This window comes from Methylocapsa acidiphila B2, from assembly GCF_000427445.1.
Lineage (GTDB): Bacteria > Pseudomonadota > Alphaproteobacteria > Rhizobiales > Beijerinckiaceae > Methylocapsa > Methylocapsa acidiphila.
Window position 1 is genome coordinate 368,163 of sequence record NZ_KE386496.1, and the last position, 22,164, is coordinate 390,326.

Genomic DNA, 22,164 nt, shown 5'->3' on the forward strand with positions numbered 1-22,164 from the left:
CTCTTACTCTTGCGCAGAATTCAGCGCACTATGCCGAGGACCCAGAGGATCAAAACAATGATCAGAACCGTGCCAAGCACGCCCCCGAGGCCTGTTCCCCCATAAGTGTTATAGGCGTAATATCCACCGCCGCCGCCAAACAGCAATAGTAAAATAAGAATGATAACGATCGTACTCATGGTCTTGCTCCTGTTTGAGGCGTCGCTGAAGCGATTACAAATAGCCCCTTAGAAGGATATTCGGCTTTGCCGAACTGGCAAGGCATCATCACCATTCTTGCAGCCGGCACGCGGTCAAGGCCCATGCCTGGAGAACGAGTCTGTTGCTAGATTGCCGAGTAGACGATCAAACTCCATCTTCGAAACGCCGTAGCACTCGCACGAGAGGTTCTCGAGCGCGCGACGATCGAGGATCGTGACGTGCCCACGCTTATAGCGGATGAGGCCGGCCCGCTGCAACGCGCCTGCCGCAGCGGTAACGCCGGTCCGCTGCACCCCTAGCATCATCGCCAGAAATTCCTGCGTAAGTAGAAACTCATCCGATTGCATGCGATCGTGCGTCATGAGCAGCCAACGACAACATCGTTGCTGAATTGTATGAAAGTGATTGCACGCGGCGGACTGCGCGACCTGGTTGAAGAAAGCGTGGGCATAGCGAAGCATCACCTTCCGCATCGATGCGCTTTGCGCCATTTCCTTTTTGAATAGCGTCGCCTTCATTCTCAAGCCAGCGCCAGGAACTTGCACGTAAACGCTGGTGGGCGCCCTACTGTCACCAAACACGAGGGGCAAACCGACCACGCCCTCATTTCCGATGGTTCCCACTTCCGCCGCTTCGCCGTTCGCCATGGTATTTACCAGGGAGCCGACGCCAGTCTCAATGAAATAGACAAATCCAATTGGCTTTCGAGCATGGTAGAGCGACTGCCTGTACTCTAGCGCTATAGGCTGAAGATGCGACCGAATCCGCTCGTAATCCCCCTTCGTCAGCAAACTAAGCAAACGGTTGGAACGCAGGACCGCAGCCATGCGGCTCTCCACCACCTTGCTCCTCCTCTCTGTCATACTTAAATTGCATCACGGCCGCCGAGCCGACTGACGAACTAACTTACTTTTCGAGGCAGTGCGTGTTGCGCCCTTGTTGCATTGTCGTCGACAAGTATCTTCCTTGCGCCTTATCGCGGGCTCTCGTCGACCGCGCCTAAACGCCTATAACTAATATAGGGTGCGCCCATTTTCTGGTTGTGGCAAGGCCAATGTCTTACATCAGACATTTTATCGACTTTGCTTCGCGTAGGAGGCGTTGTCGGGGAACAGCTGAGACGTCGCGATAAAGCGCGGACGCGGGCACGCCCTGTCAACCTAATATTCGAACCCAGTACAGCCCTCAATAGATCTTCCTACGAAACAGTCAGGAGAAACGAATTCAGACCTCCTTCAATGCTTCATGGGATCAAAGCCGATCTCAGCGGCTTCAAATGCAAGGAGCGGGGGACGCGCCAAAGAGATCGAAACTGCGAAATCAATGTCTCATATCCGACATAACTGACTTGGATCAATGCAATTTGGTTGACTGTGATGCAGCTTCCGGCAGCTTCGGCTTTCCGGGCAACGGAAGCCAACGCCCGCAGGAAGGGTTGATGATATGACCATCGAACATTTGCTGCACCGCGCGGGCTTACCGTCAAACACCATATTTGAAAGCCCGGAGCGCTGCACGAACGCGAGCTATGAACGCGAACTGACTAGACATAGATGCACAGAGCGCTTGTTGCGAGACGCTCTCGCTCGGGAGGCAGCGCTGCTTCGGCAAAAGGACGCGTTGATCCAACAAGGGGAGATTTTGAGCGAGGAGTCCGATCACAGACTGTTGAATGGGCTGCAGATGGTCGTAAGCCTGCTTTCGCTGCAAAGTCGGGCGGCGACGAATGCCGAGGCGGCGGCGCAATTGGCCGTCGCAGCCCATCGCGTGGCCACGATCGAGCGCGTCCACCGGCGGCTCCATTATTTGGATGGCGTAAAAGCGGTTGAGTTCAAGCAATACCTCGAGGATCTTTGTCGCGATTTCTCCACGATGTTGAACTCAGAGGTTCTCCCAGAGCAGGCCATCGTCGTCGAGGCGATTGAAATCAAACTGCTCACCGCCACCGCCATTCCGCTCGGCTTCATCGCCAACGAACTGATCACGAACGCAGCGAAATACGGCAAAGGCCAGATCGCGGTCAGGTTGGAGGCAAATCCCGGAAAGGGCTACGCCCTATCGGTCGCCAATGATGGCCCGGTTTTGCCGGAGGGATTTGATCCAGCCGCCTGCAAAGGATTGGGGATGAGGATTATTCGCTCTTTTGTCAAACAGATCGGCGGTGAATTGCGGATCGGTGGAGGCGATAAGAAGCAAGGTGCCCGGTTTACGGTGCTATTCTCCTGAATGTTGGCAAGTCGGTCGCCGATCGGGTCCGATGATAGCTCTGCTCGCAACGCTGGTGTCGTGGAACCGGGGCGAGGTAAAAAGAACGGCTTCTGGACAATGAATCGCGACGTTCTCTACCTCATCATCGGCGTGCTAGCAGTCAATGTTCGGTTAGGTTCTGGAACGGGAGATTGGTCATGTCACTTGGGCTCATACTCGTCATCATCCTCATTATCTTTTTGCTTGGCGGCTTCAGTGGTCGTTTCGGCGGCTATGGCTATGGCTATGGTCACGGCGGCGTCGGCGTCATCGGCGTCATCCTGATTATTGTCGTCGTATTGCTTCTTATGGGTAGGTTGTGACCTGACAAAGCGACGTCAAACTCTGCAGCTTGAAAGAATGCGTCAATCCACGGCCTCGGCGCCGGGCGGTTGGTTCCAGTCGTCGTTGGCTAAACCGGCGCGCTTGCCTCACGTTAATGTATCGAAGACCCGGAAGCAGGCGTGAGGTATGTAATGAGACGAACCTTTTAGGAAACGGGAAGCAGCTAAGACGCTGCTAAAAGCGAAGTTAGGGCGCAGTGGGGAAGCCTGGCTGATGACGGTTCTGTGCTCTCCAAAGGTAAGCGCAACGCATTGAGCGGTTTTTCTCAAACCCGTTACGGCCTGACAACGGAGCAAGCCGAACGTGAAACGGAGTTTTGAACCCAGCACCTCAAATAGAAGCAAGGTCTGTGCGCTTTCCTCGCGCGGATGCTCGCAGACGCGGCGCATGGCTATTTTGCATCCTCAGTCCCGGCAGCAAACCCAGCATCGTAAGGTCCGGAAAGGTCCGGGTGGAAACGACAGGTTCTGTGCGGCCATCGCCATCGAAAAGGCGTTCGGCTACGTCAGCAATTCCGCCAACCGTCGCGAAATGAAAGTAAATGCGCATTGCGCGTTTCGCTTCGCAAACGGAGTCGGCGCAGCCAAAGCCCTCAATCATAGTCAATGTGAGACCCTTCCGCGGGAAACCAAGAGGAGAAGCGCATGCGAACATTCATTTTGGTGACGACGTCGGCGATTTCGCTAACGGCGGGAAGTGCTCCTTACGTCAATTGCGCGCAGGCGACGCCATCGTTCAAGGAACTGCAAGACGCCGCTCCTGTGAGTAACATCGAGAACGTCCAGTTCTCCTTCGGCGGCCACCGATATTGTTGGTATCCCGGGGGCTGGCAAGGACCCGGTTGGTACTGGTGCGGCTATGCTCGGAGGCGTGGCCTGGGCTGGGGCGGCGGCCATGGCTGGCATGGTTGGAGCGCTCCGGGTCGCGGTGGTGGCCAGGGCGGCCATCACGACGAGGGTGGCGGTCGCCACGGTGGTGTTCATGGCGGCGAAGACGGTGGTCCGAGCGGTGCTGGCGCGAGCGTCAAGGGCGGCGGCGGCCCAGGTGGTGACCAAGGCGGTCACAGCGGCGGAAGCGGGGCTCCGAAGAGCGGTGGCGGGGGCACCGGGGGAGGGGGCGGTGGGCCAGGGGATGATCAAGGCGGTCACAGCGGCGGAAGCGGGGCTCCGAAGAGCGGTGGCGCTGGCGCCGGGGGCGGCGGTGGCCCAGGTGGTGATCAAGGCGGTGGGGGCCACTGAATAAATTGCTTGAAGCACACGACTTGGTCGAAGGGCATTCTGCGGAAACATCCAAACAGGAGACCCCCGGATGAAACCTATCACTATGGTAATTATTGGCGCGCTGCTTGTTGCGTTAGCCGTAGTTGGATACCTGTATTATCAGAGAACGAATAACGATATCACAATCAAACTGCCAAAGGTCGAGTTCAAGCAATAAGATCTTGCTCGAAACAGACGCGCATCGGCCACGGAAGGGCATTTTAGCGTCAGCTCAACATCAGAAACCATCTGGGAGACAAAAGTCATGCAGAAAAGTATTGCGTCCTGCCTAACGACCCTGGGCATTGCAGCTGCCGTAGTTCTTCCTTCGGCCTATGTCGCTCATGGTCGGAGCGATCGGGCAGAAAGGCCCGCCTTTTCAATCAGCCAATGGGTCGACCATGCCGACGCGGGCATCGCGGATCTCAAGGCAAACCTTCGCCTGTCGGCCGAGCAAGCCAAACATTGGCCCGGCCTTGAGTCCGTGCTGCACGATATCGCGGTGAAGCGCGCCAAGAGTTTGGCAGGCGAGCGCGATGGTCAAACCGGCAACGCCTCCAGCGAATCATCAGCCCTCGCTTCCCCTCCGGTGGCAGAGGAAGACGAAAATGTTGAGGCCCCGACGGAACGGGACGCACGTAGTAATATGGCCCCTGACGACATTGGGGAGATGAGGCGCGAGGCCGATGCCCTTACGGTGCAGTCCGCGAACTTGCGGCAAATCGCCGACGCAGCGAAGCCGCTCTATGACTCCCTTGACGACCATCAACGCCGACGGCTTGTGCAGTTCGTCCATAACGTTTTGCGGGGCGACGAAGCGGAGGATTCGCGCGACCGGCGCCGCTGAGCGAGATGCGTTCGGCAAAGAGGGGATCGACCATCGCCGTTGACACGTCTCTCGATTCGGTCCCCGATCAAGCTTGAATCCACTCTGACTACAGGTGCCTGCTGGTTGTGATCTAACGCCCAAAAGTTCTTGGAAACTGGTTATGACTTCGAAGACAATTCAACGTTTCACGTAGTGTGTGATAGGCGAATCAAGGACTAGACATTCTGCCAGCGGCCTTGAGCGCCGGCCCAGCGGACGCGTGACTGTATTATCGATGGGGCGCTCGGGCCGCGAGCCACACGCCGGCATGATGCCGAGACAAGCCTCTGCTGCTCTATGCAGTTTAACGACTCTACACTGACCGGGAAGATGAGAAGACTGGTGCGCAGATAACGCCACACCATGGTGTTCTCCTTGTTATCAAGTTAAATTCAAGGGGACCCGCGAATCCGATAAATTATCATTGCTCTACGCGCAATTCGGATGCACCTTCACTATGCAAATGTCTATTGTCTTGAAGGAGGAATAGATGAAATTCATACGAATAGTCGTTCTAGCGGCCTGCGCCGCCTATGGTGCAATCATAGGCGGCGCCAACTTGGCCCAAGCCACGCCAATGAATGGCGTCGGCATGACGGCGCCGGCGGTGCTGATTATTGAAAAGCCTATTGCGGATGCGTTCCCCGTCGAAAAGACATACTACTACTACCACAGACGGCATTATTATCATCCTTATTACCATCGTCGGTATTATCACCGCCATTACCACCACCGGTATTATCACCACCGCTATTGGTAGGGAAGCGAAACGCGGATAGCGGTATAGAGCCGGCTTGACGGGTCGGCTCTATTAGTGAGTGTCCCGATCAAATAGTTCGTTTGGGCATAGTCAATTTAATGAGGAGGTAGAGTGCGCCGAGGCCGATGAGAGTGATCGGCCCCCATTGATGGGTCCGGTTTCGATGTTGGCGCATTGACGGGCACCGTCACATTAACGGACATGGAGCGAAAGGTGGGGTAAGCATGAGCGATGTCGAACCTTCGCGAACCGCTTTATCGGCGTCATCGGTTTCCCCCTGAGATCATCAGCTATGCGGTCTGGCTCTATTTCGGCTTTCCCTTGAGCCTCCGCATGGTCGAGGAGATGCTCGCGGTGCGAGGCATATGCGTGAGCTACGAAACCGTGCGGCGATGGGCGATTAAATTCGGCCGGACGTTCGCCAGTGAGATCCGCCGAAGGGCCCCGGCGCGCGGGGACAAATGGCATCTGGACGAAGTCGTGGTTTCCATCGCTGGCGAGACGTACTGGCTCCGGCGGGCGGTCGATCAGCACGGCTTCGTTCTCGACGTTCTGATCCTCAAGCGGAGAGATCGTCGCGCAGCGCAGCGTCTCCTGACGAAACTTCTGAAACGTGCAGGCGTTCCTCCTCGGGTCATGATCACCGACAAGCTTAAATCCTACGGCGCGGCGCGGGCGGAAGATGGGCCTTCAGGTTGAGCATCGCCAGCATAAAGGCCTGAACAATCGGGCCGGGAATTCGCATCAGCCGACAAGGCGACGAGAACGGATCATGAAGCGTTTCAAGTCGAGAGCGCAGGCGCAACGGTTCTTGTCCAGCCACGATCAAGTCGCCAATCTCTTTCACATCCCTTATCCAGAATACACAACAGCGGACGAGCGCCACGCCGCGAGTGAACGCGCTTTTACGGCGTGGCGCGCAATTTCCAAAGCAGCCCTCGCCGCATGATATAGGCTCGGCCCCATATGGACGCCCTCTTCTACCTGAGTCAGGCTAATGTGACGGTGCCCCTCGATGATGCGTAGCCCGTCCCTGATCGGAGATCGATCCGCGTCATTCGGACCTCGCCCGTCAACGAGGGCGGCTCAGCAGTCGCGCAAGATGCAGAATCTCGCGATGGGCGCGGCTCATGGCAAAAAGACAGGAGCTGTCGGAAAGAAGATTCGCGAGCTGCGGATAGATGGCGTTTTCGTCCGCACGCTCGCATGCCGCTTGAGCTGCCGGAGAATGGTCGTGTCGCTGGCCGCCATGCCCAGACAGCACAGCAGCCTTTCGCTGACGCGGCCGCCAGCGGCGTGTCCAAAGAGCCGCAGGAACTCGCCGACGCGGCGTGTTCACCGAGCGAAAGCGGGCGGCGCCTGTCAATTTCTCGATGACGGTCTTCTGCCCACATTCCTCGTTGCGGCATCTCCAGCGGCCTGTCCGTCCGCAGCCGGACGATCACCGGCGCGCTCTGGAGCGGAAGATCCTGCAAGCGCCGCACGTGTCAACTGTGCCTCAACGTCGATTGCGTCGCGCACCTCGGGCAAGATCGCGCCCCGGTTCCTTGCGCCGAAACAAGCCAACGTCCGTGGAAAAATTCGACGCCGCGCACCTCAATCCCCGGCCCAAAGGACAATTTCGATTTTTTTTCTCCATGCCCTATCAGGACAAAAAGCGCCACCTATGCAATATCAAGTACGCAAAGTGAAGCAAACCCCTAGATCTGGAACAATCAAGGTGCGATGATCACTTGCGTCAGGCAGCGGGGGGATGGAAAATCTATCTCGACCTCACGCGCTGAAGGCGCGATTAGCAATGTCGTCATAAGCGGCATGAATAGACGCCGACAGATGCGATGGTCGGCCCCGCGGCGCGCACCGGGTACCGCAGGTGCGAACGCCCGTGCTTGACGGCCGCGGCGGCTCTCGGCCGTTCGAACTGCCGCCTAAGACCCAAGCGTTTTGCTCCCCGCAAATTGACTTGGTCAAGATCGAGGTTTTCATGCGGCTTCTTGCAATCGAAGACGAGCCCAGGCTCGGGCAGTTGATCGTATCAAACCTAACGCAAGCGGGGTTTGCCATAGACTGGTCGCAGACGTTAGGTGAGGGGAAGGAGTTTGTGGCGGCAAATTGCTATGATCTCATTTTGCTCGACCTGAGGCTTCCCGATGGGAACGGCCTCGATTTCCTTAGAGCCCTCCGGCAGAGCCGTAACAATGTTCCCGTCGTCATCTTGTCAGCTGCGGACACCGTAGATGATCGTGTGATCGGCCTAACAGAAGGTGCTGATGACTATATCGTAAAGCCGTTTTCCTCTTCCGAATTGGTCGCCCGAATACGTACCGTCTTGAGACGGCCCGGGGCAGCGCTTGGGATCAACCTTGTCTGTGGAAATGTCGAATTCAACACCGTCAGCTCAGCAGTTTCTATCGGGGGTGCTCCGATCCAAGTGCCGCGTCGCGAACTCTCCATCCTCGAAGCGCTTATGCGGGCGAACGGTCGAGTAGTTACCAAAGCTGCGCTTGAGGAAGCCGCCTACGCCATGGATAACAATCGGCAGTCCAATGTCATTGAATCGCACCTGTCCCGGCTTCGTCGTCGCCTGGAATCTGCCGACGCACAGATTAGTATCAGAGTGGCTCGTGGCATTGGCTATCGCCTGGAGGAGACAAGGGACCAAAATGCGGTATCTGACGAATTCTCCAGCATCCCTTAAAGCAAGACTGCTTGCTGCGCAGTGTGTTGTCTTCGTTGCAGCATTGCTGGCCTTCATCGGCACATATTTGGCATTTGAAAAAGGGGATATGCGATATCATGTCATCGATGCTACGTATGATTTGACCCATCAGTTGGCGCGGTCGATTGTCAAATCGCCAGATGGCTTTCCCGAGTTCGCAATCCCAATCAGTCTCGCCCACGAAATCGAACGGTATCCTCATGCGCAATATGGGGCCATCGATGAAGCGACAGGCGGCGCAGTCGTCAGTCCCGGGCAAGCAATGCCGCCGGCCGAATTGCCAAAAGAGCCGAATGTCTCCGAGGGATGGTTTCGCTATGTCGGATCGGACAATGTTCCGCGCAACGGCGCTTTCAAACGGGTAATAACGCCCTACGGTTCCTATCGCGTTTATTTCGTGCAGGTAGAATCCGTGTTTGGTCTGACATTAGCGGGCCTGGAAGACGAATTACACGACGAGATATTCCCTGTCTTTTTGCCAATGATGATAATCGGCCTACTCGTCACGTGGAATACCGTCCGGAGGGCGCTGCGGCCACTGCAACGCGCATCGGATGAGGCGGCGACGATATCGATGGATCGTCCCGATAGTCGAGTATCGACCGATCGTTTGCCAGCCGAGATATTGCCTTTAGTCACCGCGATTAACAAGGCGATCGGCCGTCTCCAGGCCGCTCTCGCGCAGCAACGGCGCTTCAGCGCCAACGCCGCCCATCAATTGAGAACGCCGCTCGCGATCCTGCGAACAAGGATCGATGGGCTTCCGCCCACGACGGTACGGACCGAGCTTTTGCGCGACGTCGATCGCATGACGCGTCTCGTCAGCCAGCTTCTCACGGCCGCCCGCCTCGAGGCGGGGCAAATGGCAAATTTTGAAGAAGTCGACCTGACGGAATTCGTCAGACGAATACTGGCCGAAATTGCGCCGCTCGCCCATGCCGCTGATCGAGATCTGGAACTTGATTCGCCAGGCAAAGTGACTGCGATAGTAAGCGCCTCGGCTCTTGAGGAAGCTGTTCGCAACCTCGTCGACAATGCCCTACGCCATACCCCGCCCGGCAGCACGGTAAGTGTCTCCTTGCAGCCTGGCGCGACGATCGAGGTTCGTGATAGTGGGTCCGGCGTGCCTCTAGAGCTCCGCGGGCAAGTCTTTGAGCCTTTTTGGTCGGCTGCGCGCAAATCTGAAGGAGGCTCCGGACTCGGGCTGGCGATTGTGCACGAGGCGATGCAGGCCCAAGGCGGTTCGGTGGAAATTGCCGACGCAAAGGGTGGGGGAGCCATCTTCCGACTCGCGCTCCCACAGGATTCGATGCTCGTACGAGGACTCGGCCTTGCGTCAGTCGACGCCTCCCACGCGGCTGGGACGGCGATGGATCCTGGATTTTCAGCTACCAAAGCCTAGAGGCCCCAATTCAACCGCATGCGATTGCGGTCCGATGCAACCGAAAGCCTCGCGCCACGCCGGCCATTCGTAGAAATTTCGATAGCGAGGAGGAAGCCAAGCTGATTGCTTTGGCGGGATCCTATCCCCCCGAGGCCCACGTTTCGCGGATACCGTGATTGTCGGAGAACGAGGCCGTAGAGCTGGACATCATCGTTCGCGGCAGTGACAGCACGAACTGGTGCACTCTCAATGAACCGGCGCGTAAGTCTGCCGTAATACTGGGGTCAGACTACGGTTAACATAAACTAATATAGTCTCCTCGTGCGGTTAGAAGCGAGTCACAGAACTTATGCCTGAAGCCCCGATGGATTTCGAAAGTCGCTCTTAAGCTTGCCACTTCCGTTCCGTCGAACTCGCGGAATTCAATTGTCTCTCGTGTCAAATATCGCTTTCTATTATCCCTGGTGGGCGAGCTCCTGCTAGCAGCCTCCGCCATCGGGCCGCTTGCCCAAGCGGCCGTGCGCGGAGATGCAACCCCAACGGTGCGGGTTGTCGATCCGCTGGGCCTTTGTCATGCGCCAGGACAGAAAGGCAGCCGCGGCTGCCTCCAAGCGAACAGGCGTGGAGGCTGGGTTCTTCTGGGGATTCGGGCGACGAAACGAGAGGCGAAGCGGGTGCAATCTGCGCGGAGGGCGCGCCTGGCTCATTGGCGCCTCGGCCGAATTTTGGCCTCAAAGTACGCCGATTGGCGACAATCCGAAGCATACCGAATAGTTCCCGAACGCTAATATCATCGAATGTAGCGATCGCAACAAGTTAGTGCAGGTGCTATGAACCGGATGGCTATCAAAACTATGGCGCTACAAGCATCTTCAGTCTCGCAGTCTGGCCGATGCCCGCTTGCGTTCGCGGAGAGATTCTCGCCGCTGCCGGGTTGCTTTGCTTCCCCCAGTCGGCGTGACGGTCTGGCAATCGGAATACCAACGTTGATCGCCTTGGCGCCGATGCTGGGTCATCGCCTCGATGATCGGAAAATTGTAGCCAGACGACAGGCTTCCGACCTTGCTTCGCATTATGCCCTGGCGTCGGAAATTCCATTGCCTGCCGGAGTGGACCTAAAGGACTTTTTTGTCGCGCCGCTCGACATTTTGCCGTTTCGACGAGCTGGCCAGCGGCGCTTTCAGCTGCTTGAGCTCAATGGAACTGGAATCGGCGGCCTGACCAATATGCCGGTCGAATTAGTCGAAGAAATCCTCGATACGATCGGTGAGATCGGAAATGCCTGCAAAGGGCCAGCGCCGCTCGTGGTGGTGGCGTCTTCAGGACGGGAGGCGATGGGCGATCGCAAGCCTAGTCACCTGCTGCATGAGAAGCTTCTATTCGTCGATCGGATCGCCCGGGCTCTGGAAGAGCGCCTTGGCGATGTCGAAATTCTCGCGCTTGATACGCTAGTTGCGAATGGCGGGTGGCGAGGCCCCTCCCGTCCGACTGTGCTCCTGGGATACACCCGAGAGCTAGTTTCGCACACTCATGTCATCTGCGGTATGCCGCGTTTGTTCGGCCGCAGGGTTGCTGGAATTGTCAATGACCGGTTCCTGTTCAATCTGACAGCGGCATATGGCGCCTTGGATGTCGACTCATTCTTACCAGCCAACCGGTGCTATGAATCCGGAGCTGACAAGGCGACCGCCTACCGCCATGTAAATTCCTTCGCCGCCCGCAATACCTTCGACGAGGTGGGTGCAGCAATCCACTTCGACGTTTGCAAAGATGCAGAAGGCCTAATCGAAACCGTCCAGACTCGCCTCGGCCGCGGCGAGCAGATCGTCATCAAGCCGAGCGGCACGGGGCACGGCGACGGCATCGAGTTCTTCTTCGGCGGCGAAGACGAAGAAGTTATCCGAGAGCGGTTAGGGCGCTCGCTGGCCGTCGTTCATGAACGTTACGGACAAGGCGCCGGCTTCCCCTACGCCGCGACGGAATATCTGGACGCCGAAGTGATCAGGACGCCGGGCCATATCTTGAAGGGCTGCAAATTTGAGCTGCGGATCGTCGTTTACCGCAGAGGCTCGATGTTGCGGGCAGTTCCGTCAATCGCTAAGGTGGCGCCGGAAGTCTGGGATGCGCACAATCCGACGCGCGGTTCCCTTATCAACAATATTTCTGCCTCGGTCAGGGGCGAAAAGACCGGCGGCGCGGATCATCTGCTGCCGTTGTGCCTGCCGGAGACGCTATCCATCCTAGATCTCGATGAGGACATTCTGACCAAATTGTGCCGTTGGGGGACAGGTTATGTCGCCCATGTCCTTTCGGAAACTCGGCGCCCGTCGTCCACGGTGGGCCTGTGATGAAGCGGCGGATCTTTTCGCTTCTCGAAATCTTGCTTGGTATCGCCTTGTTGCGAGCAGCCCGCCGCGCTCACCGCCAGCGGGTCGGTCTGGTCCATAGCAAGGACTGTCTACTAGAATTTGGAGACGCCCGCCCGCATCGGGTGGGCGCCGCATGACAGGGCGAGCGGCGCCGCTGCCACGGGCATGGCGGATTTATGCCGTCTGCAATTTCATCAGCCAGATCGGGACCTGGATGCAGTCGACGGCGCAGGCGTGGCTGGTCCTCGAACTGACGGGGTCGTCGGAGCTGCTCGGCCTTTTGGTCGCAATCCAATATTTTCCGGCGGTCGTTTTGGCCATACCGGCAGGGAAAGTAGCGGATCGGTGGGGTAGACGAAACCTTTTGCTGTACGGCCAGGCCGCGATGGCGATGCTGGCTGGAGGGCTGGCGGCCGTCGTGGCGGCCGAGAAAGCCATTTATCCCGTTCTCGCAGGCTTTGCGTTGCTGCTCGGCATTGGCAACGCGCTATCGCAGCCAGCCCGCATCGCCATGGCCGCGACTTTGGCTGGTGGAGAAGGCGCCGGAACTCACGGGCGCGTGAGAGCGGCAGGGATGGCGACGCTGTCTTTCAATCTCGCACGTATCTTGGGGCCGGCTCTGGCGGGTTTCGCAATCGCCGCATATGGTCCTACTTTCGCCTTTGCAATCAACGCCCTCTCTTTCCTTCCGCTTCTTCTGTTTCTTGCCGGCATGGATGCGGACGACCGGGTCTCGTCGAGCCTGCGGGGCTCCGGCCGTGCGGCGTTCAGTCTGTTATGGACCAATTTGTCGACGCGGATTCCCCTGCTGACGGTGGCTGTAGTCGGGGTGTTCGCAATCAATGTGCAAACCCTCGTGCCGGCTTATGCGCGGTTCGGGCTGGGGCTCGATGCCAACGGTTTCGGATTGCTAATGGGCGCGTTCGGCGTCGGGGCCTGTCTTGGAGGATTTCTGCAATGGCGGTGGCCCGCCGCCTCGATCTGGCGCCCGCTGGCCGCGGCTGCGGCGCTCGGCTTATGCCTTGCCGCTTTGTCGGCGACCCATCGATTTCCGCTGGCCGCTCTCATCCTGACGGGATTTGGCGTCTGCACAGCGACCGTGCTTTCCTCAGCCTCGGCCGCGGTTCAGCGTTTAGTTCCCGATCATCTGCGCAATGCCGCCACCGCCTTGCAGGTGACGATTGTGCTTGGCGCCAATCCGTTGGGAAGCGCCCTGACAGGGTGGATGATCGAGCTTTTTGGCCCGGATGGCGGCAGCGCCGCGCTTGGCGCCATCACCCTCGCTGCCGTCATGGCTCTCACGCTTACCCGTCGTCTTCATGCAGTCGGTGCACTGAACGCCGTCAGACACAGATTCGCGCAGAAGCTTCAGCCAGCTCGATCGACTAGCGCGGCGAAGGCGGCTGTCAGGTCAGCCGGCACCGTGTCAGATAGCGCTTAATTGGCTATTCCTCAATCTCTGTGAAAAGTGCCCGTCGATCGATCCTGCAAGCGGCTGCAAATACGAGGCCTTTTGGTCAAATTTTAGCGTTTGTCATTCTTTCCCAATTTTCGGCATCTCCCAATCCAAATCTGATCGACCTATCGAAGCGTTAGAAAACACGAGGTCGTGGGCTTTCACACAGTTTGAGGAAGAGCCAATCAGCGACATCCCGACAGCCATAGTGTCGCCGCAACATTCAATCTCTTTAAGCCTAGCGAATGTTCATGCAGACAAATGACGAGAGCTTATGCATAAGATCAAATATCGATTCAGCGATCCCGGACTCAAACCGCGCCGGACGAAGCTAGATGTGCCTGGTTGGGGCGGAGGCCCAGAGCCTCGCAGGACCGGTTCCCACGAACAGCCATGGCATTGCATCCCCTTCACCGAAAGCGCACAATACGGAATTGAACTGTTCTATCCGTTCGAGCAGGACCTGCGTGTGAGCACGCGGGATGGGCGCCTCGTAATCGAAGGCCGCTCGGACCCCGATGAGACAGGCGCCTATCAGCCGCCGTTCAGATCTTTCGGCGACCAATATTACACCTACCAAATACTTCTGGACCTAAAGGTTGAAGATGGGTTCGCATTTAGAACGGAACCACATCCCCGCTTCTATACCGATGCGACCGACACCGTCCCCATCGCCGTGCCGGCGCTCTTGAGGAACTGGTGGCCCATGATGTTTTTTATGGTTTTCAAATCGCCGAGCGAAGGCCGAACCCATATCTTCAGATTGGGCGAGCCCTTCGCGCAGATCATCGTCATCCCTGAAGATCCGGACTTTCAGCTGGTCCCGATGTCGGAAGAGGAGGCCGCTGAGCGCGAACTCCAAGCGCGGCGGATTTACAACTCCCGCTCGACGTTGTCGGCGGCAACCCAGTGGACTTCAACCACTAATACGGTATTTGACGCAACCTATCGCCAGATCCACCGGGCGGCGACAGAGAAAAGCAGGAAGAAATAATCGCCCGCAACCCCTCCCAACCATCTTGACCGCAAATGCCTCACCTACTCGGGCTGCCCATCATTTTCCTCATAATAGTGGTGATGATGATGATGATGGTGATGATGGTAGTAGTAATCGTACGGCGGATAATAATGATGGTGATGGTGATGATAATAGGGATAGTCGGGATAGGCTGGGTAATATTGCGCTGCTCTCACATTTGCATTTCCTGAAGCCGTCTTGTTGGTGAATGCGCCTCTGGCCGCCGCGGCGTCTGCCGCACGTAGAAGGGCCGCCGCATTTGGTATGGGCTCCAGCAGTTCGGCGTAAGAGCCGGGGTTCATCAGCTTGGCGACATTCTCCGTTGAGGCTTGCGCCGCGCTCCCCGACGCCACGGCGGATATTGCGCCAATCATTCCAACAATCTTCTTATCCATCTTCTTCCTCACCGCAGGATTTCGTTTACGAAATCCGGGACCTGACAGTAGACGCGTCGGCGCTCAAGGCGCAAAAGCCAGTCGAGTCCACACGGATGACTATCCTTTGAGGCTCTTTTGAGGGAGATTTCGGTGCTACCCAAAATTCAAGCTTTTTGCGACGAGCGTTTTGGCGTCAGCCCGACAGCACCTTATGAATGCGCCCCTTCCGATGAATTGGCCATGAATGGAATATGGCCCGCTGAGGTCAGCGCCGCGAAGGCCGCACCGGGGAAAACGGTTCGAGCCGGTTTAGAATCGAGCGTTAAGAATCATAGTGGGGGGGTCACCAAGAAATCATGGCGCGTCCGGCCGCTTCCTCGTGAGGATCTTGCGGCCTGTGAACATGGCCGACGTGATGCTGGATGCCGAAGGCCGACCTGCCGTTGGCGATTTACGACCAAAGCCATACGCTCGAAGGATTTGTTCGGGCTTTCGACATCAGATGACGAAACCACGGAAATCCGGGCAGACCGCGTAGACTTCGACGCGGGATCTGAGGTTTTTCATAGGCGCTGGCTTCTGGCAGTTTTGGTCTCACGATTATGATCGTCGGTGTCGCTTGCTTGTCATCAATGTTAAAGTGGGCTGTCGATATGCGACCTTTTAATGATGTCGATTTGAGTACCGACCCAAAGTTTCGGAGCCCTGCCAACGGATCTGGTGTTCTCATGGTTCGCTGACTCCGGCGCATGGCCTGAGCATCTGGGAACGGGATGCGGCGTCGTCAATAAAGAAGTCGTCGGCCCGCTTCGCTTGCTCGACCATGTCGAGACGATACTGGGCCTCGGACGCCCCGAGATCGCCGCCGTCCGGCGCATCGCCATCTATGGGCGCAAGATCGAGGCGGCGGGGACAGTCAGGTTCTGGTCCGAATCATTCCGCGTCGACCCATAGTCTGCGGCTCGCGAGCTGCTCGCATGGCGCGACGAGCTGATCGAGGCCGGATGGCGCCCAAACGTCGGACTCGCGCGTAGCCGCCTCGCGGATCTCGCGGCGGCGGAACAGGTCGGCCCCGATCTGCCGTCGGGCCGCGCGGATCGCCTGCGTGCCGCCATCGACGCGCTCGGCCAGACGCCGCACCTTCCTCTGGATTCCCTCACACTGGTCGACTCCCGAGCCGTCCTGCCGATCGGCTGGCGCGCCCTGCTCCACGCCTTGGAGCGCTGCGGAACGCGCATCGACGAATTAGGGATCCATTCGCTGCCCGTAACACATGACACGACTTGTCTTCTCGTCGTTTGCGCCCTCGTGCGAGGAACTATTCGTTAACCCGACCTACCTAGCGTCGCCTCCGGACCGCTTTGCGTATCGGTTCCGATTTTCAAAAGAGCCTCGTTCGGAGGCAAGCCTGGCCGGGATTTGTCGCTGAGACGTTTGCAGGCCGACAGGAGGGATCATGAGTGGACAAGATGGGGTGGTGGGCGATCGTCTTCGCTCTTTCGTCGAGCGCATCGAGCGTATCGACGAGGACCTCAAGGCGATGAACGACGAGAAAAAGGACGTTTTTGCCGAGGCCAAGGGCGAGGGCTTCGACGTCAAGATCCTGAAGGAGGTCATCCGGCTGAGGAAGCAGGACCAAAACGAGCGCGATGAGCGTGATACGCTGCTCGACCTTTACCTTCGCGCAATTGAGACTGCCCCAGCCCTGACGGCTCAGGCCGCCGAGTAAAACCTAACTCCACCCCGACCAAAAGGCGTCCGGGGCGGGTTTCGCATTGGCGGCAAGCGGCTAGGGTCCGACGAAAGCCGGGCCTGCTCCGTCGACGATATGTCACAGCTCGGCGAGCGCCTCGATGCGATCGAGATCGAGCTTGCCAGCCGCGCCCACCCTCTGACGCCGCCCGGGATTTCCGGGCGAAACTCTTCATAGAGGCGATAAGCCCGTAGGGCGATCTCTTGCGGTGGCAACGAGCGCGCTAACTTCTCCATCGCTCGACGCGCGGTCTGGAGACTATCGCCGAACTTGCCGGGCAAGTAGCGCTCCATGCTGGCCGCCGAAATCGGCCGGTCCTTGCTGAGCGCGCGAAGCCCATCGGGCGTGCGGACAACCGCCGCGGCGCGATGCAGCAGATCCCACTCGACTGTCCGGCGTCATCGCCTGATCTGCACAGGCCCAATTCGGTCGGCCGCCTGATCCCAGTTTCCGTCCGGCAAGCCGCCGATGACTTTGATGATCAAGGGGCCGGCGTCGCCATGCTTTTGGGCATGGGCGCGCATCTTCAGGAGCGAAGCGGCGCCGCCGACGTCTCCCTTGACCGCGGCGGCGGCAAGCTTGCGGATGGTCAATTCGATCCGCGACGCTTTCTTCATCTTGCCGCGCTCTCGAAACTCGACCGGAGCGTTCAGAACCTTGTCCATGATCTCGCCGACCTGGAGATCGCGGCGCTTGCCTCGGCCGCGCGGATTGGGACAGACGCCCTTCTTGAACTGCGAATGCTTTGGCGGCTTGCCATAGCCGACGTCGTAATCACTCATCTCGCGCGTCCGGTTCCAACAGGTTTTGCTGGCGCTCATACTCAACGATAACTTCGCCTGGGCCGCCCTGCGCGGCGACGAATTCCTGATATTTCAAACGGACCGCCATGGCGCGTCTGTCGCCGGACATCTCTTTGGTCGACAGTTGCAGAAGAATGGCTTCAAAGACGCTGATGCGCCGGGATGCGCCGTTTTCGACAATGTCGATTTGCTGCGCGAAGGCTGCGTCGATCAGCTCAACAATTCCTTTCGACGCGCGTCTCTTATAATGGCGCTTTAGATTGCCGCATTGTCCCCTTTTCCACTGCGCGCTTTTGGGCGGCCGCTTGTAGCCGACCTCGTCGTCCTTGCGCCGGAGGCTCATGGCGTCGGCCTCCGCTTGGCTTTGATCTCTGCGAATGTCTCGCCGGAGGCGTGGCGCGCCTGTTGTCTGGTTATGTTTTGCCAACGCTCGATCGCGGTATCGACATAGAGCGGATCGATCTCGAGGCAATAGCCGCGCCGGCCGGTTTGCTCGGCGGCGAGAATCGTCGTGCCGCTGCCGCAAAAGGGATCGAGAACGACGTCGTTACGCTTGGTCGAATCCAAGATCGCGTCCGTCACCATGGCGATCGGTTTGACCGTGGGATGCAGGTCAAGTCCGCTTCGCCGTCCTTTGCGTGGAAAGCTATTGGCGCCGGCGTAGTTCCAGACATTTGTGCGATTGCGGCCGAAGCGGCCGAGCTGGACATTGTTGCGGTGGCCTTGTTTGCCGTTCCTGAACACGAACACAAGTTCATGCGGGAGCGGTAAAGCGAGCCCATGCCGCCATTGCTCTTCACCCAAATACATAAGTTGATGAGATCGAATCCATTGGCGCGGCCGGCGGCGAGCATTTCGCCCATATGGCGCCAATCCATGCAGGCGTAGAGCAGGGCCCCGCGGGCGGAGCGAGAACCGGCGAGCTTTAACGTCGCAATCAAGAAGCGGGCGAACTCATCCTCGGTCATCTCGCCTGAGGCCATGGCGAATTCGCGATGCTTTTTCGCGCCGCCGCCGCAGACATGGCCGTCGACCTTGACGTTGTAGGGAGGATCGGTGAACACGGCCGCCGCTTTCTCGGTCCCGAGGAGGGCGTCGTAAGCCGCGCCTTCGAGCGCGCTGCCGCAATAGAGGCGATGATCGCCGAGCAGCCAAAGATCGCCGAGGCGGGATGCGGCAGGCCCAGCGGCCGCCTTGAACTCATCAGCGGCGTCGGCAGTCTCGGGCGCATCCAATGATTGGATGCGAAAGTCTATTTCCGGAGGCTCGAAGCCAATGGCCTCGATGTCAACATCGAGAGCGATCTCGGACAGCTCCTTCAGATGCAAGGCCAATCCGGCGTCGTCCCAGGAGGATCTGTCGTTGAGTTTATTGTCCGCCAGCATGTAGGCTCTGGCTTGAGCCTCGGTCAGATGGTCGAGACAAATGACGGGGACTTTGTCGGACCCGTTCAGCTTGGCCGCTTCATAGCGGCCGTGGCCGGCGATGATCTGTTTGTTCCGATCGATCAGGATTGGCGCGTTGAAGCCGAACGCCTCAATGCTCCTGGCGATGGCTCGAAGCTGGGCTCGATCATGCTTGCGCGGATTGCGCGGGTCGGGGGTCAAATCTGCGATCGCGAGAAATTTGAGTTGATTGGCGGGAGCCTTGGTCACTGGCGGCCCCGTCCGAGGTGCGGGCGATGACCGAAAAGGAAACGACGTTTTTCGCGTCCCACGCGAAGTGTTGGAAACTGCGGACTTTGATCTTGAGCGGTTCGCCGCTCCCTTGTGGCGCCAGGCCGCCTTCCATCAACGGGGCTCGGCGCCCCGAGCCGCGGCGGCGCGTTCATCCGTGTGGTCGGACGGGGGAGGGTGTGTGCGCCCAAAACGAGAGGCTCCGCCGCCGCCGAGCCTCGACAGTGGCATGAATCGCGCGCCTGGCGCTGCTTATTTGCGAAAAAGCGCCTCGCTTCGGCGCGGCGGAGGTGGCGGCGATCGCAGACAGGATTTAAGGGCAGCATGATCAGTTCCTCCGCCGCGCCTCGATTGTGTGGCGCTTGGCAAAGAAACGATATGGCTGTGTTCACGCCCGAAAAAGTCGCCCGATTTTATAATATGAAAAATAATATCGGGCGGTTCGCGCGGCCCTATTTTGTCGACGCCTTTAGCTCCCGAAGGAGGCCGGCCAGCCTGTTCCCTAATGTCTTGTTTTTCGGTGTGGGCGCATTTGGATGTTCGTGCGCCACCCATGCGCTCATGTCCAGAGTCCACTCAGCGGTCGCTTTCGAAGCGCAATCGGGCCCGAAACGGCGGCGCACCTCGGCTTCCACGAGGAACCATGACGTGGGCCTTCCGGGCAGACCGGTTTGATAGGCGGGCGTATCTGCTGTTGAAGGAGGCTTTGCGGCCTGTTCGGTTGGCTTTTCAGGAAGGGCCTCTAATGCGCTGTCGAGCTCGTCCGACGGAACTCCCCAGAGCGGCGGCGGCAACGGGCGTCCAACAGTGAAAACGATTGCCATTGGTTTGGCCATAAATGGCTCCATCCAGGCCATTTCCGGGTCTCGGGCGAATTTTGGCGGTGCAGTGGAACGCCGCGCTTGCGCGGCCTGCAGACCCTTCTTCCGGCGCATTCGCATTTCACGAATGGCGTATAAGCAGATCCCCTTTGAAGCCTGCTCATCGACATAGGTCTTCATCTCCGGGTATTGCCTATAATAGTCCTCGATGACAGCCTCCCGAGCGATAGGTCCTCGTAGTCTATGCTTGGCGTAGCCTTCCGCGACCGCCAAGAACCATATTTCGTCCTCAAGCGCCCTCTTTTGATCGAGCAGGGTGAGGCTGTTTTCGCTGTTGGCTATGTCAGTGGTCGGCATTTCGCTCTCCCGTCCGCTCGAGCCCGCGTGAGGGACCTCGTCGTTCGCTGATACGGCTATGAGTTTCCCTGTTGCTTTCGAAAAACTCCCTGTTTCAGAATAAAAATTCCCTGTTCCCTTGCACAGGGAACTTCAGAGGAACATCCTGATTTTACGCAGATATTCGCGCTGATTTTCGGGAGGACGGGAGAGATTCAGCGAAATTCCCGGTATTATGGCGCAACCGCCACAGGAAATGAATCGGGTCCGCGCCTAAATTTTCAGGCATGGCCGACCCTCATGTTATCTCTGCATTACGATTGAAACGCGCTGAAATCAGCGGTTACATTCACGATCTTGAAAAGCGGCTTGCGCGCCAGCGGGCAAGCCTCGCGAATATCGACGCAACGATTAGGCTTTTTTCGCCCGGCACCAACCCCGAGGCCATACCGCCAAAGCGGGTCTATCGGCGCACGCTATATTTCGCCCGCAATGAACTGTCGCGCCTTACCATGGATACCCTACGATTGGCGAGGGGTCCTTTATCGACGGCGGACATTGCGAGTGCCGTCATACGGGCTAAGGAAATGCCTTGCGACGATCTCGGCTTGGGCGAGATCGTCTTGGACCGAACGCTTGCGGTGCTGCGTGGGCTTCTTAAACGCGGGATGGTAGCCAAAACCGGGACGACGCGGTCTGCTCAATGGGCGGTCGCGCCGTCGCTTTTGTGACGCTGCCAGTAGCCGACGAAATCGGGGCTGCTCTTTTTGTGCATCGCCAGACCGGCGACCATATGAACTTGTTCGCCGTTCGACATACGGCGATGATCTTCGCGCCAGCTCGCTTCTTGCGCATAGCGAAGCAGATAGATGCCGGCGATATGATGATGATGGCCGTGCTCGGCGCGACGCATGCGGCTGAAGAACTCCTCCGCCCAATTCGTGCAAGCGCCGTCCATGCTGTAAGCCTCTTGGTGATTGATGCGCTTCATCTCGTATTGGGCGTGCAGCGCGTCCCAAGAGCTTCCTTCATCTGCATTGATGACCGTTCCCTTGGCGATGCGCGAGCGGATGAAGGAAAGCGCCTGTCCCTCAGTGCGGAAGACGGCCGGAAGCGAACGACCATTGCGCTCGCGGACGATGACGACGGCTTGGCGCTTGCCATTTTGGTTGCGGCCTAAGCGGCGATCGACGCGGTTTTCCTTGATGTTCGCGGGCTTGATGTACCCGCCGAAATATCCACCGTCGATCTCGGCGACCTTTCCTTCGCCGCCGACCGTGCGGCCCTTCATTTCTTCGGCCATGGCCTCGCGCAGCTTGTGCAAGAGCACGAAAGCCGCCTTGTAAGAAAGCCCGAGATCGCGGGAGATCGCCAGCGCGGACTTACCCTTCACTTCGTTGCAGAAGATCGCGATGGCCGCGAGATAAGCCCGCAAGGGGAGCTTGTGAGATGCGAACAGCGTTCCCGACGTGACGCTGAAATCCTTCTTGCAGGCGCGGCACCGAAAGCGCGGCGCGCCATTTGGGCGCCGGCAATCATAGGCGTCGAGGCCGCCGCAGTTCGGGCAAACCGGCTTTCCTTCCGTCTCAAGCCAGCGAACCTTGCAGAACATCGCCTCGGCTTCCGCGTCCGACATGCGGAAGACCTGAGCGAGGCTCAGGGTCTTGGCAGGGCGGGAAAGAAGGAAATGCTGTGGCATCTGTCATATCCGCTAGGAACCTAGCTAAAGTGACAGCTTAATCTGTCATTGTCAACAGCAATCTTTCATATAT

At 58.3% G+C, this 22,164-nt stretch carries 23 protein-coding genes and 2 pseudogenes; 13 read left to right on the plus strand and 12 right to left on the minus strand.

Annotation, left to right across the window (positions count from 1 at the left end; all coding sequences use genetic code 11):
- Positions 1–20: 20 nt before the first annotated feature.
- Together METAC_RS25625 and METAC_RS0102975 are read right to left on the minus strand one after the other, a co-directional pair.
- Positions 21–179 carry a DUF3309 family protein gene (locus tag METAC_RS25625; RefSeq protein WP_084143421.1) on the minus strand — a complete coding sequence of 53 codons (159 nt, stop codon included), beginning with the start codon at positions 177–179 and terminating at the stop codon, positions 21–23.
- Between the two features lie 114 nt (positions 180–293).
- Positions 294–1,028 carry a Crp/Fnr family transcriptional regulator gene (locus METAC_RS0102975; protein ID WP_036255902.1) on the minus strand — a complete coding sequence of 245 codons (735 nt, stop codon included), beginning with the start codon at positions 1,026–1,028 and terminating at the stop codon, positions 294–296.
- A gap of 616 nt (positions 1,029–1,644) precedes the next feature.
- Between METAC_RS0102975 and METAC_RS0102985 the strand changes: the two genes are divergently transcribed.
- From METAC_RS0102985 to METAC_RS27290, 3 genes are all read left to right on the plus strand, one after another.
- Positions 1,645–2,427 carry a sensor histidine kinase gene (locus METAC_RS0102985; RefSeq protein ID WP_026605889.1) on the plus strand — a complete coding sequence of 261 codons (783 nt, stop codon included), beginning with the start codon at positions 1,645–1,647 and terminating at the stop codon, positions 2,425–2,427.
- Between the two features lie 179 nt (positions 2,428–2,606).
- Entirely contained in the window at positions 2,607–2,771 is a 165-nt protein-coding gene (locus METAC_RS25630; protein WP_084143422.1) for a DUF3309 family protein, read from the plus strand.
- A 916-nt stretch (positions 2,772–3,687) separates the two neighbouring features.
- Positions 3,688–4,035 carry a hypothetical protein gene (locus tag METAC_RS27290; RefSeq protein ID WP_156898083.1) on the plus strand — a complete coding sequence of 116 codons (348 nt, stop codon included), beginning with the start codon at positions 3,688–3,690 and terminating at the stop codon, positions 4,033–4,035.
- 396 nt (positions 4,036–4,431) lie between these two features.
- On the opposite strand, the gene METAC_RS26895 is transcribed toward METAC_RS27290, so the two are convergent.
- Both METAC_RS26895 and METAC_RS26900 read right to left on the minus strand, forming a co-directional pair.
- A complete protein-coding gene (locus METAC_RS26895) occupies positions 4,432–4,596 on the minus strand; it encodes a hypothetical protein (RefSeq protein WP_156898084.1) in 165 nt (54 codons plus the stop codon).
- A 24-nt stretch (positions 4,597–4,620) separates the two neighbouring features.
- Complete coding sequence (locus METAC_RS26900; RefSeq protein ID WP_156898085.1) at positions 4,621–4,917, minus strand: hypothetical protein; 297 nt, start codon at positions 4,915–4,917, stop codon at positions 4,621–4,623.
- A gap of 493 nt (positions 4,918–5,410) precedes the next feature.
- Here METAC_RS26900 and METAC_RS26255 point away from each other — a divergent pair, with 493 nt between their 5' ends.
- The 7 genes and pseudogenes from METAC_RS26255 (at position 5,411) to METAC_RS0103065 (ending at position 14,602) form a co-directional block, all read left to right on the plus strand.
- Positions 5,411–5,680 carry a hypothetical protein gene (locus METAC_RS26255; RefSeq protein ID WP_156898086.1) on the plus strand — a complete coding sequence of 90 codons (270 nt, stop codon included), beginning with the start codon at positions 5,411–5,413 and terminating at the stop codon, positions 5,678–5,680.
- 231 nt (positions 5,681–5,911) lie between these two features.
- A pseudogene (locus METAC_RS0103015) lies at positions 5,912–6,629 on the plus strand (IS6 family transposase).
- Positions 6,630–7,643: 1,014 nt separating this feature from the next.
- On the plus strand, positions 7,644–8,378 hold the full coding sequence (locus METAC_RS0103035; RefSeq protein WP_198017153.1) for a response regulator transcription factor: 735 nt from the start codon (positions 7,644–7,646) through the stop codon (positions 8,376–8,378).
- Positions 8,344–9,801 carry a sensor histidine kinase gene (locus METAC_RS25025; RefSeq protein ID WP_198017154.1) on the plus strand — a complete coding sequence of 486 codons (1,458 nt, stop codon included), beginning with the start codon at positions 8,344–8,346 and terminating at the stop codon, positions 9,799–9,801. The genes METAC_RS0103035 and METAC_RS25025 overlap by 35 nt, the downstream gene beginning before the upstream one ends.
- A 968-nt stretch (positions 9,802–10,769) precedes the next feature.
- Complete coding sequence (locus METAC_RS0103055) at positions 10,770–12,131, plus strand: hypothetical protein (RefSeq protein ID WP_156898087.1); 1,362 nt, start codon at positions 10,770–10,772, stop codon at positions 12,129–12,131.
- Between the two features lie 154 nt (positions 12,132–12,285).
- The gene (locus METAC_RS22100; RefSeq protein ID WP_051335339.1) at positions 12,286–13,593 is read left to right on the plus strand and encodes an MFS transporter; all 1,308 of its coding nucleotides are present in this window, start codon (positions 12,286–12,288) and stop codon (positions 13,591–13,593) included.
- A gap of 289 nt (positions 13,594–13,882) precedes the next feature.
- Positions 13,883–14,602: a hypothetical protein gene (locus METAC_RS0103065; protein ID WP_026605899.1), complete on the plus strand. Its 720-nt coding sequence runs from the start codon at positions 13,883–13,885 to the stop codon at positions 14,600–14,602.
- Positions 14,603–14,646: 44 nt separating this feature from the next.
- Here the strand turns inward: METAC_RS0103065 and METAC_RS0103070 are convergent, their stop codons facing one another.
- Complete coding sequence (locus METAC_RS0103070; RefSeq protein WP_026605900.1) at positions 14,647–15,021, minus strand: hypothetical protein; 375 nt, start codon at positions 15,019–15,021, stop codon at positions 14,647–14,649.
- Positions 15,022–15,723: 702 nt separating this feature from the next.
- Between METAC_RS0103070 and METAC_RS0103080 the strand changes: the two genes are divergently transcribed.
- Positions 15,724–15,957 (plus strand): hypothetical protein, encoded by a 234-nt coding sequence (locus METAC_RS0103080; protein WP_026605901.1) that lies wholly within the window; start codon positions 15,724–15,726, stop codon positions 15,955–15,957.
- On the opposite strand, the gene METAC_RS0103085 is transcribed toward METAC_RS0103080, so the two are convergent.
- Positions 15,937–16,215, minus strand: coding sequence for a hypothetical protein (locus tag METAC_RS0103085; protein ID WP_026605902.1), 279 nt, complete (start codon positions 16,213–16,215; stop codon positions 15,937–15,939). The two genes, METAC_RS0103080 and METAC_RS0103085, sit on opposite strands and share 21 nt — an antisense overlap.
- Before the next feature lie 244 nt (positions 16,216–16,459).
- On the opposite strand from METAC_RS0103085, the gene METAC_RS0103090 reads away from it, so the two are divergent.
- Entirely contained in the window at positions 16,460–16,732 is a 273-nt protein-coding gene (locus METAC_RS0103090; protein ID WP_026605903.1) for a DUF2312 domain-containing protein, read from the plus strand.
- A 422-nt stretch (positions 16,733–17,154) separates the two neighbouring features.
- On the opposite strand, the gene METAC_RS25030 is transcribed toward METAC_RS0103090, so the two are convergent.
- The 5 genes and pseudogenes from METAC_RS25030 to METAC_RS0103110 form a co-directional block, all read right to left on the minus strand.
- Positions 17,155–17,538: a DUF5681 domain-containing protein gene (locus METAC_RS25030; RefSeq protein WP_051335340.1), complete on the minus strand. Its 384-nt coding sequence runs from the start codon at positions 17,536–17,538 to the stop codon at positions 17,155–17,157.
- Positions 17,531–17,902 carry a DUF5681 domain-containing protein gene (locus METAC_RS0103100; RefSeq protein WP_026605904.1) on the minus strand — a complete coding sequence of 124 codons (372 nt, stop codon included), beginning with the start codon at positions 17,900–17,902 and terminating at the stop codon, positions 17,531–17,533. Before METAC_RS0103100 ends, METAC_RS25030 begins: the two co-directional genes overlap by 8 nt.
- Positions 17,899–18,369: a DNA-methyltransferase gene (locus tag METAC_RS26995; RefSeq protein ID WP_245257414.1), complete on the minus strand. Its 471-nt coding sequence runs from the start codon at positions 18,367–18,369 to the stop codon at positions 17,899–17,901. Before METAC_RS26995 ends, METAC_RS0103100 begins: the two co-directional genes overlap by 4 nt.
- 629 nt (positions 18,370–18,998) lie before the next feature.
- Positions 18,999–19,214: pseudogene (locus METAC_RS27000) on the minus strand (ParB N-terminal domain-containing protein); the annotation flags it as partial.
- A 473-nt stretch (positions 19,215–19,687) separates the two neighbouring features.
- Entirely contained in the window at positions 19,688–20,413 is a 726-nt protein-coding gene (locus METAC_RS0103110; RefSeq protein WP_026605905.1) for a hypothetical protein, read from the minus strand.
- A 266-nt stretch (positions 20,414–20,679) separates the two neighbouring features.
- Between METAC_RS0103110 and METAC_RS25035 the strand changes: the two genes are divergently transcribed.
- Entirely contained in the window at positions 20,680–21,123 is a 444-nt protein-coding gene (locus METAC_RS25035) for a hypothetical protein (protein ID WP_051335341.1), read from the plus strand.
- Here the strand turns inward: METAC_RS25035 and METAC_RS0103120 are convergent.
- Positions 21,093–22,091, minus strand: coding sequence for an IS1595 family transposase (locus METAC_RS0103120; RefSeq protein WP_026605906.1), 999 nt, complete (start codon positions 22,089–22,091; stop codon positions 21,093–21,095). The genes METAC_RS25035 and METAC_RS0103120 overlap by 31 nt on opposite strands.
- Between the last annotated feature and the right edge of the window lie 73 nt (positions 22,092–22,164).

Bases quoted from the DNA above. Each gene is read 5' to 3' on its own strand.
- METAC_RS25625 (WP_084143421.1), bottom strand. From the start codon at position 179: ATGAGTACGATCGTTATCATTCTTATTTTACTATTGCTGTTTGGCGGC.
- METAC_RS0102975 (WP_036255902.1), bottom strand. From the start codon at position 1,028: ATGGCTGCGGTCCTGCGTTCCAACCGTTTGCTTAGTTTGCTGACGAAG.
- METAC_RS0102985 (WP_026605889.1), top strand. From the start codon at position 1,645: ATGACCATCGAACATTTGCTGCACCGCGCGGGCTTACCGTCAAACACC.
- METAC_RS25630 (WP_084143422.1), top strand. From the start codon at position 2,607: ATGTCACTTGGGCTCATACTCGTCATCATCCTCATTATCTTTTTGCTT.
- METAC_RS27290 (WP_156898083.1), top strand. From the start codon at position 3,688: ATGGCTGGCATGGTTGGAGCGCTCCGGGTCGCGGTGGTGGCCAGGGCG.
- METAC_RS26255 (WP_156898086.1), top strand. From the start codon at position 5,411: ATGAAATTCATACGAATAGTCGTTCTAGCGGCCTGCGCCGCCTATGGT.
- METAC_RS25025 (WP_198017154.1), top strand. From the start codon at position 8,344: ATGCGGTATCTGACGAATTCTCCAGCATCCCTTAAAGCAAGACTGCTT.
- METAC_RS22100 (WP_051335339.1), top strand. From the start codon at position 12,286: ATGACAGGGCGAGCGGCGCCGCTGCCACGGGCATGGCGGATTTATGCC.
- METAC_RS0103065 (WP_026605899.1), top strand. From the start codon at position 13,883: ATGCATAAGATCAAATATCGATTCAGCGATCCCGGACTCAAACCGCGC.
- METAC_RS0103070 (WP_026605900.1), bottom strand. From the start codon at position 15,021: ATGGATAAGAAGATTGTTGGAATGATTGGCGCAATATCCGCCGTGGCG.
- METAC_RS0103090 (WP_026605903.1), top strand. From the start codon at position 16,460: ATGAGTGGACAAGATGGGGTGGTGGGCGATCGTCTTCGCTCTTTCGTC.
- METAC_RS25030 (WP_051335340.1), bottom strand. From the start codon at position 17,538: ATGAGTGATTACGACGTCGGCTATGGCAAGCCGCCAAAGCATTCGCAG.
- METAC_RS0103100 (WP_026605904.1), bottom strand. From the start codon at position 17,902: ATGAGCCTCCGGCGCAAGGACGACGAGGTCGGCTACAAGCGGCCGCCC.
- METAC_RS26995 (WP_245257414.1), bottom strand. From the start codon at position 18,369: ATGTATTTGGGTGAAGAGCAATGGCGGCATGGGCTCGCTTTACCGCTC.
- METAC_RS0103110 (WP_026605905.1), bottom strand. From the start codon at position 20,413: ATGCCGACCACTGACATAGCCAACAGCGAAAACAGCCTCACCCTGCTC.
- METAC_RS25035 (WP_051335341.1), top strand. From the start codon at position 20,680: ATGGCCGACCCTCATGTTATCTCTGCATTACGATTGAAACGCGCTGAA.
- METAC_RS0103120 (WP_026605906.1), bottom strand. From the start codon at position 22,091: ATGCCACAGCATTTCCTTCTTTCCCGCCCTGCCAAGACCCTGAGCCTC.